This is a genomic window from Streptomyces scabichelini, assembly GCF_011045015.1.
Classification (GTDB): Bacteria; Actinomycetota; Actinomycetes; order Streptomycetales; family Streptomycetaceae; genus Streptomyces; species Streptomyces scabichelini.
In genome coordinates, this window is sequence record NZ_JAAKZY010000041.1 from 40,406 (window position 1) to 57,257 (window position 16,852).

The following is a 16,852-nucleotide window of genomic DNA, read 5'->3' on the forward strand; positions in this document are numbered from 1 at the left end:
CGGGGAACTGCGCGACCAGCCACCACGAACCCGCAGCTTCGAACCGCGCCCCCACCGGCCCACAGGGTCATCACCGTTCTCCCAGCGGAGCGCTCAGCATCGCCGCCAGATCGAGTCCACGCGCCCTCTCCACATCCTCCCGGTACTTCAGGACCGCCCCCAGGGTCGCCACCGCCAGTTCCGCGTCGACCTCCGTCGCGCCCAGCGCGTCCAGGGCCTGAGCCCAGTCGATCGTCTCGGCCACACCGGGCGGTTTGACCAGCTCCTCCGCGCGCAGGGCCTGCACAAGGCCCGTCACCTGCTCGGCGAGCCGCGCGGTCACGCCCGGCAACCGCCTTCGCACGATGGCGAGTTCACGGGCGAAGCCCGGATGGTCGAACCAGTGGTACAGACAGCGTCGCTTCAGCGCGTCGTGGACCTCGCGGGTGCGATTCGAGGTGATCACCACCACGGGTGGTGACTGGGCGCGCAGGGTGCCGAGTTCGGGAATCGTGACGGTGTACTCGGACAACAGCTCCAGCAGGAACGCCTCGAACTCGTCGTCGGCACGGTCGACTTCGTCGACGAGCAGGACACACGGCTGGGTCTCCAGCGCACGCAGCAGTGGCCTGGCGACGAGAAAACGCCGCCCGTACAGCTCACTCTCCAGACGGTCGGCATCCGCGACGCCCGCCGCCTCGGCCGCCCGCAGGTGCAGCAACTGGCGTGGAAAGTCCCAGTCGTACAGAGCCTGCGAGGCGTCGATGCCCTCGTAGCACTGAAGCCGGATCAGCGGGGCGTCCAAGGCCTCGGCGAGAGCGGACGCGAGCGAGGTCTTGCCCACGCCCGCGTCCCCCTCACAGAAGATCGGCCGATGCAGCCGCAGGGCGAGAAAGCAGGCGACCGCCAGCCCGTCATCGACGAGGTATCCGCTCTTCTCGAGCCGGCCGCGCACCTCATCGGGCCCGGTCGGCCACCCCGAGCCGCTGCCGGGCAGGTCGTCGCCGGCCCCCGCCGACGACGAAGCCGGTCCTTCCATGCGTGCGATCGGCCCTCACCCCATCCCGGCGGCGGCCAGCACCGCGCGCCGTGTGAGCACCCTGGCCAGGTGCGCCCGGTACTCGGGTGAGGCCGACGGGTCGGCGGAGGGGCGCGTGCCCTCCGCCGCCGACCGGGCCGCTCGCGCCACGCCGTCCGCGTCGGCACCCGCGAGGGCTTCCTCCGCCGCCGACGCCCGCAGCGGTGTCGACCCCATGTTGGTGAGGCCGATCCGTGCCTCGGCGATGTGGCCGTCGTCGCGGCGTACGAGTGCCGCCACGCCGACCATGGCCCAGTCCTGCGCCACGCGGCTGAACTTCTCGTAGTGGAAGCCCCAACCGTCGGTCTTCGGTATCCGCACCTCGACCAGCAGCTCGTCGGGGCGCAGCGCGGACTGCAGATAGTCGACGAAGAACTCCCTTGCCGGGATGGTGCGTCGGCCGTCAGGGCCCGCCGCGACCAGTTCGGCGTCGAGGGCGAGGGCCACCGCGGGCAGGTCACCGGCGGGGTCGGCGTGTGCGAGCGAGCCACCGAGGGTGCCCCGATGGCGTACGGCCGGATCGGCGACCGTCGCCGTGGCCGCCGCGAGCAGTCCCGCGTGCCGGCGTACCAGCGGATCGGCGATGACGTCGTGGTGCGTCGTCATCGCGCCGATGACCAGCGTGCCGCCGTCCTCGCGCACCCCGCGCAGCTCGGGGATCCGGCCGACGTCGACGACGAGTTCGGGGAAGGCGAGCCGCAGCCTCAGCAGCGGCAGCAGGCTCTGCCCGCCCGCCAGCACCTTCGCTTCCTCGCCCGCGTCCGCCAGCGTGCGCACGGCCTCGTCGACGCTCGCGGGCCTGGCGTACTCGAATGCCGGAGGAATCATGCCGAAGCCTCCCTCGAAGACTGACCGGACTGACCGGACTGACCCGACTGAACGGACTGGGCGGCCCGAAGGGCCTCCCACACCCGCTGCGGCGAACACGGCATCGCCACATCCGTCACCCCCAGCGGACGCAGCGCGTCCACGACCGCGTTGACGACCGCGGGCGTCGACGCGATCGTGCCCGCCTCCCCGACTCCCTTGACCCCCAAGGGATTCGAGGTCGCGGGCGTCTCGGTGCGCGCGGTGACGAAGTCCGGCAGATCCGGCGCGGACGGCACGCGGTAGTCGGCCAGCGTGCCGGAGAGCAGGTTGCCCTCGTCGTCGTACACCGCCTCCTCGTACAGCGCCTGCGCGACCCCCTGGGCGATGCCGCCGTGCATCTGGCCCTCGACGATCAGCGGGTTGATCACCTTGCCGATGTCGTCCACGCACACGTACGACCGGATATGGACCGAACCCGTCTCCGTGTCCACCTCGGCCGCGCACAGGTGCGTACCGTGCGGGAACGAGAAGGTGTCGGGGTCGATGACGTGGTCGGCGTTGATCGACGGTTCCATGCCGTCGGGCAGGTCGTGGGAGGTGAAGGTCTCGAAGGCCACCTCCTGGATGGTCTTCGCCGCCTCGGGAGAGCCCTTGACGGAGAACGTGCCGGCGGCGAAGTCGAGGTCCGCCTCGTTCGCCTCCAGCAGGTGCGCGGCGACCTTACGGGCCTTCTCCACCACCTTCCGCGCCGCCTCGTGCACGGCGACGCCCCCGACGACGAGCGAGCGCGATCCGTACGTGTCCATGCCCTGCGGTGCCAGCATCGTGTCGCCGTGGATCACCTCGACGTCCTCGAAGGGCACCCCCAGCGCATCGGCGGCGATCTGGCTCCAGGAGGTCACATGGCCCTGGCCGTGCGGGCTGGTGCCGGTGATGACCTCGACCTTGCCGGTCGGCAGCATCCGGATGCTCGCCGCCTCCCAGCCGCCCGCGGCGTACCGCATGTCGCGCAGCCAGCGGCTCGGCGCGAGCCCGCACATCTCGGTGTACGTGGAGACACCGATGCCGAGGCGCACCGAGTCGCCCTCCTCGACGCGCTTGCGCTGCTCGGCGCGCAGTTCGTCGTAGCCGAAGAGGACCTGCGCCTTGTCGGTGGCGGCCTCGTAGTTGCCGCTGTCGTACGTCAGACCCGCGACGGTCGTGTACGGGAACTCCTCGTGCCGGATCCAGTTGCGGCGACGCAACTCGACCGGGTCGGCGCCGAGTTCGGCCGCCAGATCGTCCATGATCCGCTCGATCGCGAAGGTCGCCTCGGGGCGGCCCGCACCGCGGTAGGCGTCGATGGGGGTGCGGTTGGTGAAGACGCCGGTGCAGGAGAAATCGTAGGCGCCCATCTTGTAGATCGCCGGGTACATGGACGCGCCGAGGATCGGGATGGCCGGGGTGAGCAGCATCAGATACGCGCCCATGTCGGCGAGCAGCGAGACCTTCAGGCCCAGCAGCGTGCCGTCGCTGCGGGCGGCGATCTCGATGTCCTGGATCTGGCCGCGGCCGTGGTGGGTGGCGAGGTTGGCCTCCGAGCGGGACTCGCTCCACTTCACCGGCCGGCCGAGGTGCTTCGCCACCACGAGGGTGATCACTTCCTCGCCGTACACCTGAAGCTTCGAGCCGAAGCCGCCGCCCACGTCGGGAGCGACGACGCGCAGCTTGTGCTCCGGGATGCCGGTGGTGACGGCGAGCATCACCCGCAGGACGTGCGGGATCTGGGTGGAGGAGTGGACGGTGTACTCCTGGGACGCCGCGCGCGGGGTGACCACGACCGCGCGCGGCTCCATCGCGGTGGGGATGAGGCGCTGCTGGTGGTAACGGCGCTTCAGGACGATGTCGGCCTGCGCCTTCGCGGCTTCGTAGTCGCCGCCGGCCATGTGGTAGTCGTACGAGCGGTTGGTGCCCTTGTCCGTGTGCACCAGCGGTGCGCCCTCGGCCAGCGCCGCCTCGACGTCGAGCACCGCGGGCAGGGGCTCGTAGTCGACCTCGACCGCCTCCAGGGCGTCGGCGGCCGCGTACCGGTCGCGGGCCACCACGACCGCCACCGGATCGCCCGCGTAGCGCACCTCGTCGACGGCGATCGGCGGGTGGTCGGGCAGCACGATGTCCTCGGTGACCGGCCACGCGCAGGGCAGCGATCCCATGCCCTCCGCGAGATCGCCGCCGCTGAATGCTGCGATCACGCCCGGCCGTTCGAGCGCGGGCGAGACGTCGATCCGGTCGATACGGGCGTGCGCCATGGGGCTGCGCAGGATCGCCAGGTGCAGCAGACCGGGGACGTTGATGTTGTCGGTCCAGTTGGTCTGGCCGGTGACCAGCCGGGCGTCCTCCTTGCGGAGCCGGGAGCGGCCGACCTCGCGTTCGGTGATCTGGTCCGTCATGCCGGGACCTCCCGTCCCGCCTCTTGCCCGGCTTCTTGCCCGGCCTCCGGTCCGGCGTCCTGCCCGGAGGCGGCGAGCACCGCGCGCACGATGTTCTGGTAGCCGGTGCACCGGCAGAGGTTGCCCTCCAGGGCATGCCGTATGGCGTCGGGGCCCGGGTGCGGGTTCTCCCGCAGCAGATCCCGTGCGGCCATGATCATCCCCGGGGTGCAGTACCCGCACTGCAAGGCGTGCCGCTCGTGGAAGGCCTTCTGCAGGGGGTGCCACTCCCCGTCCTGGGCGAGCCCCTGAACGGTGGTCACTTCGCTCCCGTCCGCCTGGACGGCGAGCACCGAACAGCTCTTGACGCTGTCCCCGTCCAGGTCGACCGTGCAGGCCCCGCAGTTGGAGGTGTCGCAGCCGATCGGGGTGCCGGTCAGGCCCAGGCGGTCGCGCAGATAGTGGACCAGAAGGAGACGGGGTTCCACCTCGTCCTCGTACGTCGTGCCGTCCACCTTCACCGAGATTCGGGTCATGTGCCCTCCCAGAGAACGTGCGGGGTGAATTCAGCCACCGGACGTGATGTGCGTCACTCTAGGACTGCCTCAGGGGAGGGGCGAGGGCTTCGGCAGGCCTTGTTGAGCGTTAATCCGTTGCTCGCGTGCATGACCACCTGCTGCACTACTCGGGACGAGCCGTCCGAGATCAAGGAGCAGCAATGCGAGCACCGTTCATGTCCACCCAGGAAGGAATCCCCCTCACTCCAAAGGACATGACGCTAGGTGCACACGCTGAACCTGGGAATTCTGGCGCACGTAGACGCCGGTAAGACGAGCCTGACCGAGCGGCTCCTGCACACCGTCGGGGTCATCGACGAGATCGGCAGCGTCGACGACGGCAACACGCAGACGGACTCTCTCGCGCTGGAGCGGCAGCGCGGCATCACGATCAAGTCCGCCGTCGTCTCCTTCACGATCGACGACGTGACCGTCAACCTGATCGACACACCCGGCCACCCGGACTTCATCGCCGAGGTGGAACGGGTGCTGAGCGTGCTCGACGGCGCGGTCCTGGTGATCTCGGCCGTGGAGGGCGTACAGGCGCAGACCCGCGTCCTGATGCGGACACTGCAGCGGCTGCGCATTCCGACGCTGATCTTCGTGAACAAGATCGACCGTGGTGGAGCGCGCTGCGCGGACCTGCTGGAGAGCGTCTCCGCCCGGCTCACCCCGGCGATCGTCCCGATGGGCGACGTCCGCGAACTGGGCACAAGGAACGCCCACTTCACCCCGTACGCCGATCCTCCGCCGCGCCTTCTGGAACTGCTCGCCGAGCACGACGACGGACTGCTGGCGGCGTACGTCGACGACGAGACGACCGTCCCGTACGACCGGCTGCGCACGGAACTCGCCACGCAGACCCGGCAGTCACTGCTGCACCCGGTGTTCTTCGGCTCGGCCGTCACGGGTGCGGGTGTCGATGAACTCATCGCGGGAGTCCGGGAGTTGCTGCCCTCGGCCGAGGGCGTCGGGGACGGCCCGGTCTCGGGCACCGTCTTCAAGGTCGAGCGCGGACCGGCGGGGGAGAAGATCGCCTACGCGCGGATGTTCTCGGGGACGCTGCGCACGCGCGACCGGGTGACCTTCGGCGACGGCCGGGAAGGCAAGGTCACCGCCATCAGCGTCTTCGACCAGGGCACGGACAGCCGAGACGGTCAGGTGTCCGCGGGGCGGATCGGCAAGCTCTGGGGGCTCGCCGACATCCGCATCGGCGACACCATCGGCGTACCCCGGAAAGGGCCGGACGAGCATTACTTCTCGCCGCCGACCCTGGAAACCGTCGTCGTTCCCCGCGACAGGGCCGACAAAGGCGCACTGCACCTCGCGCTCACCCAACTCGCCGAACAGGACCCGCTGATCAATCTGCGGCAGGACGAGATCCGGCAGGAGATCTCGGTGTCCCTGTACGGGGAGGTGCAGAAGGAGGTCATCCAGGCCACGCTGGCCGACGAGTTCGGCCTCGATGTCACCTTTCGCGAGACGACGCCCCTGTGCATCGAGCGTCCGGCCGGCACGGGAGCGGCCGTCGAGTTCAACGGCAAGGACCCGAACCCGTTCCTCGCGACCGTCGGCCTGCGCGTCGATCCTGCACCGGTCGGCTCCGGCGTGCGGTTCCGCCTTGAGGTTGAGCTCGGGTCGATGCCGTACGCGTTCTTCAAGGCCGTCGAGGACACCGTGCGGGAAACGCTCGGCCAGGGTGTGCACGGCTGGCAAGTGACCGACTGCACGGTCACCATGACGCACTCCGGCTACTCGCCGCGGCAGAGCCACGCCCATCAGGGGTTCGACAAGAGCATGTCGAGCACGGGCGCGGACTTCCGCGGACTGACTCCGCTGGTGCTGATGGACGCACTGCGACAGGCGGGCACCCAGGTGCACGAACCGATGCACCGCTTCCGCCTCGAGGCCCCGGCGGACACACTGGGCGCGGTGCTGCCCGTCCTGGCGAAGCTGCGCGCCGTACCGCAGGCAACGGACACGCGTGGAGCCGCAGCCGTGCTGGAGGGACGGATCCCGGCAGCCCGGGTGCACGCCCTTGAGCAGCAGCTCCCGGGGCTGACCCGCGGCGAGGGCGAACTGGAGACCGCCTTCGACCACTACGCGCCGGTCGCCCGAGGCACGCTCCCGGAACGGCCGCGAACCGACCGCAATCCGCTGGACCGCAAGGAGTACCTGGTCAACCAGCGTCGCTGAAGCGACGGGCTTGCGCGGCGGACATCACCGGCGGTGATGCGGCCGCCCGCCGCGCCTCCCTCGATCCCGGCGAAATCCGCCGGATCCGTGCTCAGCGGCAGCACAGTGGAGGGATGAACGCGGACGACAGGAACATTCTGGCCCGGGGACGCGTGGCGACCCGGCTTCCCGCCCAGGACCTGGACCGGGCGCGGCGGTTCTACGCCGAGAAGCTCGGTCTGGAGCCCGTCGACGAACGGCCCGGTGGGCTGCTGTACCGGTGCGGAGGCGTGGACTTCGCCCTGTTCCAGTCGACGGGAGCCTCTCCCGGCACCTTCACGCAGATGGGGTGGGAGGTCGACGACCTCGAGACGATCGTGTCGGAACTCAAGCAGCGGGGCGTGGTGTTCGAGGAGGTCGACGTTCCGGGGCTCCGCACGAAAGGCGGGATCGCGGAGATCGACGGCAACTACCCGAGCAAGGGCGCACGGGGCGAACGCGCTGCCTGGTTCCACGACAGCGAGGGAAACCTGTTGGGCATCGGCCAGCTGGTCTTCTGAGCGAACTCCCGGAGGAGACGTCGTACTTACTGCTGAGTAAATTGGGTACTTACTCTGGAGTCAGCGAGGTTGACGGGCCGCTCATCCCTTGCGACTGTGGTGGACATGTCAAACATGGTGGACATGTCAAGATTCCGCACGCATCTGCTCAGCGTCCTCGTACTCCTCGCCGGCTTACTGACCACGGCGGGCGCACAGCGCGCCACCGCTCTTCCCGACGACCTCTGGTTCGACGAACCCGCCGCGGACACCTTCACCGTCGAGAACGGCCGCTTCACCGACGGCCTCGGCCGCGAGGTGGTGCTCCGCGGCTACAACGTCTCCGGCGAGACGAAACTGGCGGAGAACAAGGGCCTGCCCTTCGCCTCCGTCGCCGACGCCAAGAAGTCCGCGACCGCGCTGCGCGCCCTCGGCGGCGGCAACTCGGTCCGCTTCCTGCTCTCCTGGGCCTACGCCGAACCCGTACGCGGCCAGGTGGACGCCGAGTACCTGGCCGCCGCCACCGGCCAGATGCGCGCCTTCCTCGACGCCGGAATCCGCGTGTACCCCGACTTCCACCAGGACCTCTACTCGCGCCATCTCTTCGATGCGGACAGCTGGTACACCGGTGACGGCGCCCCCAAGTGGGCTGTCGACGCCGGGAACTACCCGGACGAGTACTGCGGAATCTGCCCCTTCTGGGGCCAGAACATCACCCAGAACAAGGCCGTGACACAGGCGGCCCACGACTTCTGGCACAACAAGTACGGGCTCCAGGACGCCTTCCTCACCACCGCCCAGAAGACCATGGCGTACGTCGAACAGCACATGACCGACGCCCAGTTCGCGGGCGTCATCGGCTTCGACCCGTACAACGAACCGCACGCGGGCACCTACGACTCCGGGCAGAGCAGCCGCGCCTGGGAGAAGGACGTGCTGTGGCCCTTCTACGAGAAGTTCCGCACTCGCATGGACGCGGCAGGCTGGCAGGACAAGCCCGCCTTCGTGGAGCCGAACCTCTTCTGGAACGCCAATCTCGACTTCCAGAAGCAGGAAGGCGGTCTCCTCGACGCGGGCAGGCTCGGCCCTGACTACGTCTTCAACACCCACTTCTACGACCAGAAGGCGATCTCGGGCATCTTCATGCCGGGCAAGGCGGGCGACGGCCAGTACGCCACCGACTTCGGGAAGGTGCGCGACCGCGCCACCGCCGCCGGCACGGCGGGGATCATCAGCGAGTTCGGCCATCCGCTGGCGGGGCTCGTCTCCGACAAGGCCCCGACCGTCCTCAAGGGGATGTACCAGGCCCTCGACTCCCGTCTGCCGGGCGCGAGTTGGTGGTCCAAGCCCGCCGAGTCCGGGTCGGTTCTCTCCGGTTCGCAGTGGCAGTGGGACATCTACAACGGCCGCCACAAGGAGCCGATGAACGGCAACCCCGACAAGGTGCTCACCCACGGTGACGCCTGGAACGACGAGGACCTGTCCGCCGTACGTCTCGACGACTCCGGCAAGGCCGTGCTGCGCCAGGACGCGCGGCTGCTCGACCGCGTCTACCCGAGCGCCACCGCGGGCAGCACCGTCGCGTTCACCTACGAGGACCGCTCCCGCGACGGTTCCACGACCCTGACGTGGAACCAGGTGCCGGACTCGCTGCCGCGCGTGAAGGAACTGGTGGGCTCGGGCCAGTACGCCCTCCACATGTGGCGCTCCGACGGCAGCTCGGCTCCCACCGAACTGCACCTGCCCGCGTCCTTCCCGACCTCCTCCACCACGGTGGTCTCCGACCTCGGCACGACGGCGGCCCCGCCCGCGTACACGAAGACCACTCCGATCGCGGTGGCGAACGAGCCGGGCGGCACGGGCAGCCGCCGACTGCTCCTGACCGCACCCGGCTCGGGTGTGCACTACGCCCTGGTCACCAATGGTGCGACGGCTCCGTCCGCGGAGCTGCTGAGCGCGGCGCGGACGGAGCTGGCGAACTGGGCCGCTTCGAAGGCCGGTTAAACGGGTCTGCTGAGGTCCGTTGCGGTACCGCGCCCCTAGAGAGGCCGTGCCTCTTAGGGGCGCGGGGCTGTATCAATTTGCGGCTCCGCCGCGCGGGCACGACCAGCCACGACGGACCCGCAGCTTCGAACTGCCCAACCAGCGGAGCGCTTACGCGGACGGGCCCGTCCAGTCCGCCGGGACCTTCGCCAGGCGTACGCGCTGAGGGTGGTCGCCGACCTCCACCGACGCCGTCTTCTTCCCCGTGGCGAAGTCGATGGCGGTGACCTTGTCGGAGCCGCTCTCGGAGATCACGCAGGACTTGCCGTCACCGCTGACAGTCGCCCAGTAGGGCTTGGAGGCGGTGACGAGCGGGCCCTCCTGGAGGGAGGAGCGGTCGACGACGGTCGCGTAGTCGTCCATCGTCCCGGCGATGCACAGCTTGTCGCCGTCCGGGCTCATCGACATGCCGTGGTGGCGGGAGTCGTTGACCCAGGTCGTACGGTCTTCGCTGGTCGCCGGGTTCTTGGGCAGCGTCTTCACCCGGGTGATCTTGTCGCTCGCCACGTCGTACTCGACGAAGCCGTTGAAGAAGGAGAGCTGGAAGTAGAGCTTCGACTCGTCCGGGGTGAAGGCGACGGGACGTACGGCATCGGACAGGTCCTTGCGGCCGAAGGCGTCGAGCCGCTCCCGCATGTCGATGACCTTGACCTGCTTGTACGTGTTCGCGTCGACGACGGTGATCTTGCGGTCGCCCTTCGTCCAGTCCAGCCACGGGGCGTCGGTCGCGGTGTTCACGTCCCCGATCGACATGTTCCACAAGTACTTGCCGTCCTCGGTGAAGACGTTCTCGTGCGGCTTGTCGCCGGTCTTGAAGGAGCCGAGCTGCTTGCCGGTGACGATGTCGAGGACGTGCACGGTGTTGGATATCGAGGCCGACACGGCGACGCGCTTGCCGTCGGGGGAGACCGCCATGTGGTCGGAACGGTAACCCGACACCGGGAAGCGCCAGTTGATGTTCCCCGTCGCGAGGTCGATCGACACGACATCGGCGAAACTGGGCCGGGAGACCACCATGGCCGAGCCGTCCGGTGTGGAGTACATGTCGTCGACGTACTGGTCGTGGCCCTCGCCGACGCCGTTGCGGATGGCCGTGAAGTAGATCCATTTGATCGGGTCGGCGTTGATCTCCGCGATCCGCTCCTCCTTGTCCGGGATGACGTTGATCCGGCCGATCTTGGCGAGATCTCCGCCGGACTTGATGACATCGGCGGTGCCGTCCCAGTTGTTGCCGACGAACATCACCTCCCGCAGGTCCGCGGCGGCGTTCCGGGCGTCGTCGGGGGCGTCCTGCGCGTCGGCCGTGGCGGCCGCCGGCCCGGCGACGGTCAGGGCGAGCGCGGCGGCGAGGGCGCCGACGTGCCGGGCTTTGAAGGCAGACATGACCAATCTCCTCATTGGTGGGCGCATGACAAGACGTTCGAGCGGAGAATCTGAATACAAGCGCGTTCAGACTGTACTTACTGGAAAGTAAGGAGTCAGTACCGCTCTCCACAAGACGTAGAACACGACAAAATTGGCCATCTGAGCGACAAGAGAGACCTGGGAGGGGCCAGTGACGGGCAGGCTCAAAGCGCCGACCGGCCGTTATGGAGGCAAGTCCGCCCAGGAGCGGCAGGCCGAGCGGCGACGGCGGTTTCTGGACGCCGGACTCCAGCTCTTCGGGGACAGCCCCGGCTACCGCGCCACGACCGTCGCCGCCCTGAGCGAGGCGGCCGGGCTGTCGACCCGTCAGTTCTACGAGGAATTCCGCACCTTGGAGGACGTACTCGCCGCCCTCCATCTCCAGGTCAACGACTGGGCCGAGGAAGCCGCCCTGGCCGGACTCGACGAGATGACCGGGCGGCCGGTCGAGGAGCGCGCCACCGCGGCCTTCCGCGCCTACGCCGCCAACGTCACCGGCGATCCGCGACGCCTGCGCATCACCTTCGTCGAGATCATCGGCGTCAGTCCCCGTCTCGAACGACAGCGGCTGGCCCGCCGCTCCCGCTGGATCGACTTCATCTGCGCCGAGGCCGAAGCCGCCGCCGAGCGCGGCGAGGCGGCTCCCCGTGACTACCGGGTCGCCGCCGCGGCCTTCATCGGCAGCGTCAACGGCCTGCTGCACGACTGGAGTTCGGGCTGGGTGGACGCCACCCTCGACGAGGTCGTGGACGAACTCGTCCAGCTGCTCCTGGGGATACTGCGGCCGGTGGGGTGGCGGGCGGAGAGCTGACGTCCGTGGAGTTCGCTGATGCCGTCGACGGCCATGCCGTGGAAGAGGGCGGTCGCGAACGTGTCGATGTGCTTGGCGACCTCCGCGCCGCGCCGTCCGACGAGTTGGGCGCCGTCAGACCGTGACGGCCTCGGCCATCGCGGGCGCGTCGGCGAGTGCGGCGAGGTACCGCTCGGCGTCCAGGGCCGCCGCGCAACCGGATCCGGCTGCGGTGATGGCCTGGCGGTAGGTGAGGTCGACGACGTCACCGGCGCCGAAAACACCCGGGATGCTCGTACGCGTCGACGGCGACTCGACCTTCAGATAGCCCTCAGAGTCCAACTCCAGTTGGTCCTTGAAGAGTTCGGTGCGCGGGTCGTGACCGATCGCGATGAACAGGCCCGTCACGTCCAGGTCGCGGGTCTTGCCGGTGGGGACGTCGCGGAGCACGATCCCGGCGAGCTTTCCGTCCGCTTCCTTGATCTCCGCGATCTCGCTGTCGAAGGCGAAGGCGATCTTGTCGTCGGCGAAGGCGCGGTGCTGCATGACCTGGGAGGCGCGCAGGGTGGAGCGACGGTGCACGACGGTGACCGACTTGGCGAAGCGGGTGAGGAAAGTGGCCTCCTCCATCGCCGTGTCCCCGCCGCCGACGACCACGATGTCGCGGTCACGGAAGAAGAAGCCGTCGCAGGTCGCGCACCAGGAGACGCCCCGGCCGGACAGTTCGTCCTCGCGGGGCAGGCCGAGCTTGCGGTAGCCCGAGCCGGTCGCGACGATCACGGTGCGCGCCCGGTGGACGGTACCGGCGGTGTCGGTGACGGTCTTGATGTCGCCGGTCAGGTCGACCTCGACGATGTCGTCGTCGATCATCTCGGCGCCGAAGCGTTCGGCCTGGGCCCGCATGTTCTCCATGAGGACCGGGCCGTCTACGCCCTCCGGAAAGCCGGGGAAGTTCTCGACCTCGGTGGTCGTGGTCAGGGCGCCGCCGACGAAGATCGCGCCGCCGAAGACCAAGGGCCTGAGCTCGGCGCGGGCGGTGTAGAGGGCGGCGGTGTATCCGGCAGGGCCCGAACCGATGACGATGACGTCCCGTACGTCCTCGGCGGGCCCGTGCTGCGACGGAATTGCGGCGGCTTCAGCGCTCATGCCGTCTTCTCCGGGGCGATCTCCTTGATCAGTCCCTCGACCAGGGTCTTGATCTCGTCGCGAATGGGCCGTACGGCCTCGACACCCTGGCCGGCCGGGTCCTCGAGCTCCCAGTCCAGGTACCGCTTACCGGGGAAGACGGGGCAGGTGTCGCCGCAGCCCATGGTGATGCAGACGTCCGACTCCTTGACCGCGTCCACGGTCAGCATCTTCGGAACCTCGGCGGAGATGTCGATGCCGACCTCGCGCATGGCCTCGACGGCGGCCGGATTCACACCCGCGCCCGGGTTGGAACCGGCGGAGCGGACCTCGACGCGGTCCCCGGCCAGGTGGGTCAGCCACGCGGCGGCCATCTGGGAACGGCCGGCGTTGTGGACACAGACGAACAGGACGGAGGGCTTGTCGGACATCAGAGGTCTCTCTTGTCTCGCAACTGTCTCGCAACAGGGACGGGAATGGATCACATCAGCACCCGATGGTGTCAGTCACCACTGATGTGAGAGTATCAGTCCATGATGACGTCAGTCGACACTGACCTGATCCGGGTTCTGGCCGACCCGCTCAGGCTCCAAATCGTGACCCTGCTCGCCAAAGAGACGCTGTGCACCACGCATTTGGTGGAGGAGACCGGCGCTCGGCAGACCAACCTCTCCAACCACCTGAGAGTGCTGCGCGAAGCAGGGGTCGTCGAGACGGAGCCGTGCGGCCGCTTCACGTACTACAAGCTGCGTCCGGACGTCATCGCCCAGCTCGCCGGTCAGTTCGCCGACCTGGCCGAGTCCGCTCGTACCGCCGCAGACAACAAGCGATCCTGCCCCTGACCCACGCCGTTCGAGGCGACTGCACCAAGGAGTCATGTTGACCGCCACCCGCGAGAGTGCAGCGGAGTCCGTCGTCACCGCGGCCGAGCCTCAGCCCGAGCCCGGGGCGACCCCGCCGCGCACGCCGCTGGTCGCGCGGGCCGCTGCCGAACTCGTCGGCACCGCGGCCCTGGTGGCGGTCGTGGTCGGCTCCGGTATCCAGGCCACCGACCTGACTCGTGACGTCGGCGTGCAGTTGCTGGCCAACTCGCTCGCCACGGTCTTCGGCCTCGGCGTCCTGATCCTTCTGCTCGGGCCGGTCTCCGGCGCGCACTTCAACCCGGTGGTCACGCTGGCCGAGTGGTGGACGGCCAGGCGCGGCGGCGCCGGTGTCACGCTGCGCGAGGCGGCGGTGTACGTACCCGCGCAGGTTGTCGGCGCGATCGCGGGCGCGATCCTGGCGGACGCGATGTTCGGCGAGCCGCTGGTGAAGTGGTCCACGCACGACCGCTCGGCCGGGCATCTGCTGCTCGGTGAGATCGTCGCCACGGCCGGGCTGATCCTGCTGATCTTCGGTCTGGCTCGCGCGGGCCGGCTGCAGTACGCACCCGTGGCCGTCGCCTCCTACATCGGCGCCGCTTACTGGTTCACCTCGTCGACGTCCTTCGCCAACCCGGCAGTGACGATCGGCCGCGCCTTCACGGACACCTTCGCGGGCATCGCGCCGGGTTCCGTACCGGCGTTCATCGGGGTGCAACTGGTCGGTGCCGTGGTGGGACTGGCACTGGTGGCGCTCATCTTCATGCCGGGCCGAACCACTGCCGAACAGCCTGCCGCGTGACGCAACCGCTCCAGGTCGTGGTCATAGGCGGCGGCCAGTCCGGCCTCGCCGCCGCCTACCACCTGCGCCGCCTCGGCATGGACTGCGTCATCCTCGACGCCCAGTCCACGCCGGGCGGCGCCTGGCAGCGCACCTGGGACTCGCTGCACCTGTTCTCCCCGGCCGCGTTCTCCTCGCTGCCGGGGTGGCTCATGCCGGCCCAGGAGGGCGAGGAGTATCCGGATGCGGCGCACGTCGTGTCGTACCTGCGCGACTACGAGAAGCGCTACGACCTGCCGATCCAGCGACCGGTGCGCGTCACGGGCGTGCACCGGGACGGCGAACTCCTGCGCGTGGAGACCGACTCCGGGACATGGCACGCGCGGGCGGTGATCAGCGCGACCGGCACCTGGTGGCGGCCCTTCCTGCCCGCCGTACCCGGCCGCGGGGACTTCGGGGACTTCGGCGGCGAGCAGTTGCACACCATCGAGTACCGCAGGCCCCAGGACTTCGCGGGCCGCCGCGTGATCGTGGTCGGCGGCGGCAACTCCGGCGCGCAGATCGCCGCCGACCTCGCTCACGACACCGAGCTGACCTGGGTCACCCAGCGCCCGCCGCGCTTCCTGGCCGACGACATCGACGGCCGCGCCCTCTTCGACGCGGCCACCGCCCGCCGCCACGCTCTCGACGCGGGCCGGACCGACACCGGTGGAGTGGCATCCCTGGGCGACATCGTCGCCGTCCCGCCGGTACGCGCAGCACGTGACCACGGCCTGCTCAAGGCGACACCGATGTTCACCCGCCTCATCCCCGGCGGCGCCGAATGGGCCGATGGCACACGCGCCGAAGCCGACGTGATCATCTGGTGCACCGGCTTCCGCCCGGCGCTCTCCCACCTGTCCCCGCTGGGACTGCGCGGCCCGCGCGGACACATCGCCACCCACGGCACCCGCGTCCTTGGCGAACCCCGGCTGCACCTGCTCGGCTACGGCGACTGGACCGGACCCGCCTCCGCCACGCTCATCGGCGTCGGTCGCCCCGCCCGCGAGGCGGCACGCCAGATCGCGGACCAGCTGCGCTGACACCGGCCGGCCAAAGCGGACGCCTCCCCTCGGCATATGACCCAAGCCCACGCAACCACGAAGGGAGCCGTCCATCACCGGAGGACCCCCTCCGTCGTCTGGGGAGGGTCAGGCCACTGCGGAAGTGGTCAGCAGCTTGCCCATCGCGGCGAGCACCGAAGGCTCGACGCGGTAGTACACCCAGGTGCCGCGCCGCTCGGAGGTGAGCAGTCCGGCCTCCTTCAGCTTCTTCAGATGATGACTGACCGTGGGCTGGGAGACGCCGACGTCGGAGATGTCGCACACGCACGCCTCCCCGCCCGCGTGGGAGGCCACGGCGGAGAACAGCCGCAGCCGCACCGGGTCACCGAGTGCCTTGAACATCCGCGCGGCCGTCTCGGCCTCCGCCGCGGTGAACGGGCGCTCGGTCAGCGGCGGGCAGCACGGGACCACACTCTGGCCGGCGTCGGGTTCCAGCAACGGCAGCATCTCGACATTCGACATACATCTATGTTGACACATGTCGAATCAACGGGCGAGGGGCGGAGCCGCTGAACAGGCCCGCAGGCCGCCCCCGGCCCGTCAGAGGGCGCGCTGGAGGGCTCGTCAGAGTCCGGCCGCGGCCGGGGCCTTGCGGACGTGCGCGGCCGGCGCCTCCTTGTAGGGGCCGGTGGCGAGCACGAGGGTGCAGCCGACGAAGTGGATCAGCCATTCCGGCGGCAGGAGGTCGAAGCCGGTGGTCGTCAGCCAGTGATGCCGGTCCTTGCCGTCGCGTATCTGCGGAAGGAGGCGAACCGGGGTGCGGGCAGCCAGGGTCACCGTGGCCACGTCCGCCAGTTCGTGGCCGACCTGGACGGCGGAGTTGCCGCCGCCCACCACCACAATCCGCCGGCCCGCGTACGGCGCGGGGCTGCGGTAGTCGGCGACGTGCAGCAGCTGGCCAGTGAAGCCCTGTCCGTCGGCGTAGCGGGTGAGGTGGTCGACGACCTCGTCGCGGTGCGGATAGCGGTTGCCGTCGCCGTCGCCGCTGAACGGCAGGCCCGGCAGGGCGCTGAAGCGAGCGGGCGAGAACAGCGTAAGGCTGTCGTAGTAGTCGGGCCACGAGCCGGCCGCCCGCCCGGATGCCTCCAGCATCACCGGCGTAAGGCCCCGCCGGGGCACTACGTGCGCGGCAGTCAGCCCGGACTGCCCGCCCCCGATCACCGCGACATCGACGTACTCCATGAACCAGGCCCCCAGCCC

General features: G+C 69.5%; 16 protein-coding genes. 7 read left to right on the top strand and 9 right to left on the bottom strand.

The window, feature by feature from the left end; all coding sequences use genetic code 11:
- Positions 1–70: 70 nt before the first annotated feature.
- Genes G5C60_RS15580 through G5C60_RS15595 form a run of 4 tightly spaced genes read right to left on the bottom strand, consistent with a single transcriptional unit; the run spans position 71 to position 4,811 of the window.
- Positions 71–1,018 (bottom strand): AAA family ATPase, encoded by a 948-nt coding sequence (locus tag G5C60_RS15580; protein WP_165259496.1) that lies wholly within the window; start codon positions 1,016–1,018, stop codon positions 71–73.
- A gap of 15 nt (positions 1,019–1,033) precedes the next feature.
- The gene (locus G5C60_RS15585; protein ID WP_165259498.1) at positions 1,034–1,885 is read right to left on the bottom strand and encodes an FAD binding domain-containing protein; all 852 of its coding nucleotides are present in this window, start codon (positions 1,883–1,885) and stop codon (positions 1,034–1,036) included.
- A complete protein-coding gene (locus tag G5C60_RS15590; RefSeq protein ID WP_165259500.1) occupies positions 1,882–4,296 on the bottom strand; it encodes a xanthine dehydrogenase family protein molybdopterin-binding subunit in 2,415 nt (804 codons plus the stop codon). The genes G5C60_RS15585 and G5C60_RS15590 overlap by 4 nt, the downstream gene beginning before the upstream one ends.
- Entirely contained in the window at positions 4,293–4,811 is a 519-nt protein-coding gene (locus G5C60_RS15595; RefSeq protein ID WP_165259502.1) for a (2Fe-2S)-binding protein, read from the bottom strand. Before G5C60_RS15595 ends, G5C60_RS15590 begins: the two co-directional genes overlap by 4 nt.
- Positions 4,812–5,057: 246 nt before the next feature.
- Between G5C60_RS15595 and G5C60_RS15600 the strand changes: the two genes are divergently transcribed.
- The 3 genes from G5C60_RS15600 to G5C60_RS15610 all read left to right on the top strand — a co-directional run bounded on the left by G5C60_RS15600 (position 5,058) and on the right by G5C60_RS15610 (position 9,550).
- Entirely contained in the window at positions 5,058–7,028 is a 1,971-nt protein-coding gene (locus G5C60_RS15600) for a GTP-binding protein (RefSeq protein ID WP_165259504.1), read from the top strand.
- A gap of 113 nt (positions 7,029–7,141) precedes the next feature.
- Positions 7,142–7,567 (top strand): VOC family protein, encoded by a 426-nt coding sequence (locus tag G5C60_RS15605; protein WP_165259506.1) that lies wholly within the window; start codon positions 7,142–7,144, stop codon positions 7,565–7,567.
- A 123-nt stretch (positions 7,568–7,690) separates the two neighbouring features.
- On the top strand, positions 7,691–9,550 hold the full coding sequence (locus tag G5C60_RS15610; protein WP_420907376.1) for a glycoside hydrolase family 5 protein: 1,860 nt from the start codon (positions 7,691–7,693) through the stop codon (positions 9,548–9,550).
- A 150-nt stretch (positions 9,551–9,700) separates the two neighbouring features.
- Here the strand turns inward: G5C60_RS15610 and G5C60_RS15615 are convergent, their stop codons facing one another.
- Entirely contained in the window at positions 9,701–10,972 is a 1,272-nt protein-coding gene (locus G5C60_RS15615) for a YncE family protein (protein WP_165259510.1), read from the bottom strand.
- Positions 10,973–11,144: 172 nt separating this feature from the next.
- On the opposite strand from G5C60_RS15615, the gene G5C60_RS15620 reads away from it, so the two are divergent.
- Positions 11,145–11,804, top strand: coding sequence for a TetR family transcriptional regulator (locus G5C60_RS15620; RefSeq protein ID WP_165259512.1), 660 nt, complete (start codon positions 11,145–11,147; stop codon positions 11,802–11,804).
- 114 nt (positions 11,805–11,918) lie between these two features.
- Here the strand turns inward: G5C60_RS15620 and trxB are convergent, their stop codons facing one another.
- Positions 11,919–12,929, bottom strand: a complete 1,011-nt coding sequence (gene trxB / locus G5C60_RS15625) for a thioredoxin-disulfide reductase (protein ID WP_165259514.1) — start codon at positions 12,927–12,929, stop codon at positions 11,919–11,921.
- Positions 12,926–13,339 (bottom strand): arsenate reductase ArsC, encoded by a 414-nt coding sequence (locus G5C60_RS15630; RefSeq protein WP_165259516.1) that lies wholly within the window; start codon positions 13,337–13,339, stop codon positions 12,926–12,928. The genes trxB and G5C60_RS15630 overlap by 4 nt, the downstream gene beginning before the upstream one ends.
- Before the next feature lie 102 nt (positions 13,340–13,441).
- Between G5C60_RS15630 and G5C60_RS15635 the strand changes: the two genes are divergently transcribed.
- From G5C60_RS15635 to G5C60_RS15645, 3 genes are read left to right on the top strand one after another with little or no spacing between them, the layout of a single operon-like run.
- Complete coding sequence (locus G5C60_RS15635; protein ID WP_165259518.1) at positions 13,442–13,750, top strand: ArsR/SmtB family transcription factor; 309 nt, start codon at positions 13,442–13,444, stop codon at positions 13,748–13,750.
- A 34-nt stretch (positions 13,751–13,784) separates the two neighbouring features.
- Positions 13,785–14,570 (top strand): aquaporin, encoded by a 786-nt coding sequence (locus tag G5C60_RS15640; protein ID WP_165259520.1) that lies wholly within the window; start codon positions 13,785–13,787, stop codon positions 14,568–14,570.
- Complete coding sequence (locus tag G5C60_RS15645; protein ID WP_165259522.1) at positions 14,567–15,631, top strand: ArsO family NAD(P)H-dependent flavin-containing monooxygenase; 1,065 nt, start codon at positions 14,567–14,569, stop codon at positions 15,629–15,631. The genes G5C60_RS15640 and G5C60_RS15645 overlap by 4 nt, the downstream gene beginning before the upstream one ends.
- 108 nt (positions 15,632–15,739) lie before the next feature.
- Here the strand turns inward: G5C60_RS15645 and G5C60_RS15650 are convergent, their stop codons facing one another.
- Positions 15,740–16,114, bottom strand: coding sequence for an ArsR/SmtB family transcription factor (locus G5C60_RS15650; RefSeq protein WP_165259524.1), 375 nt, complete (start codon positions 16,112–16,114; stop codon positions 15,740–15,742).
- A gap of 102 nt (positions 16,115–16,216) precedes the next feature.
- Positions 16,217–16,852 (bottom strand): NAD(P)/FAD-dependent oxidoreductase (locus G5C60_RS15655; protein WP_478503183.1); only part of this gene is annotated, 636 nt, incomplete at its 5' end.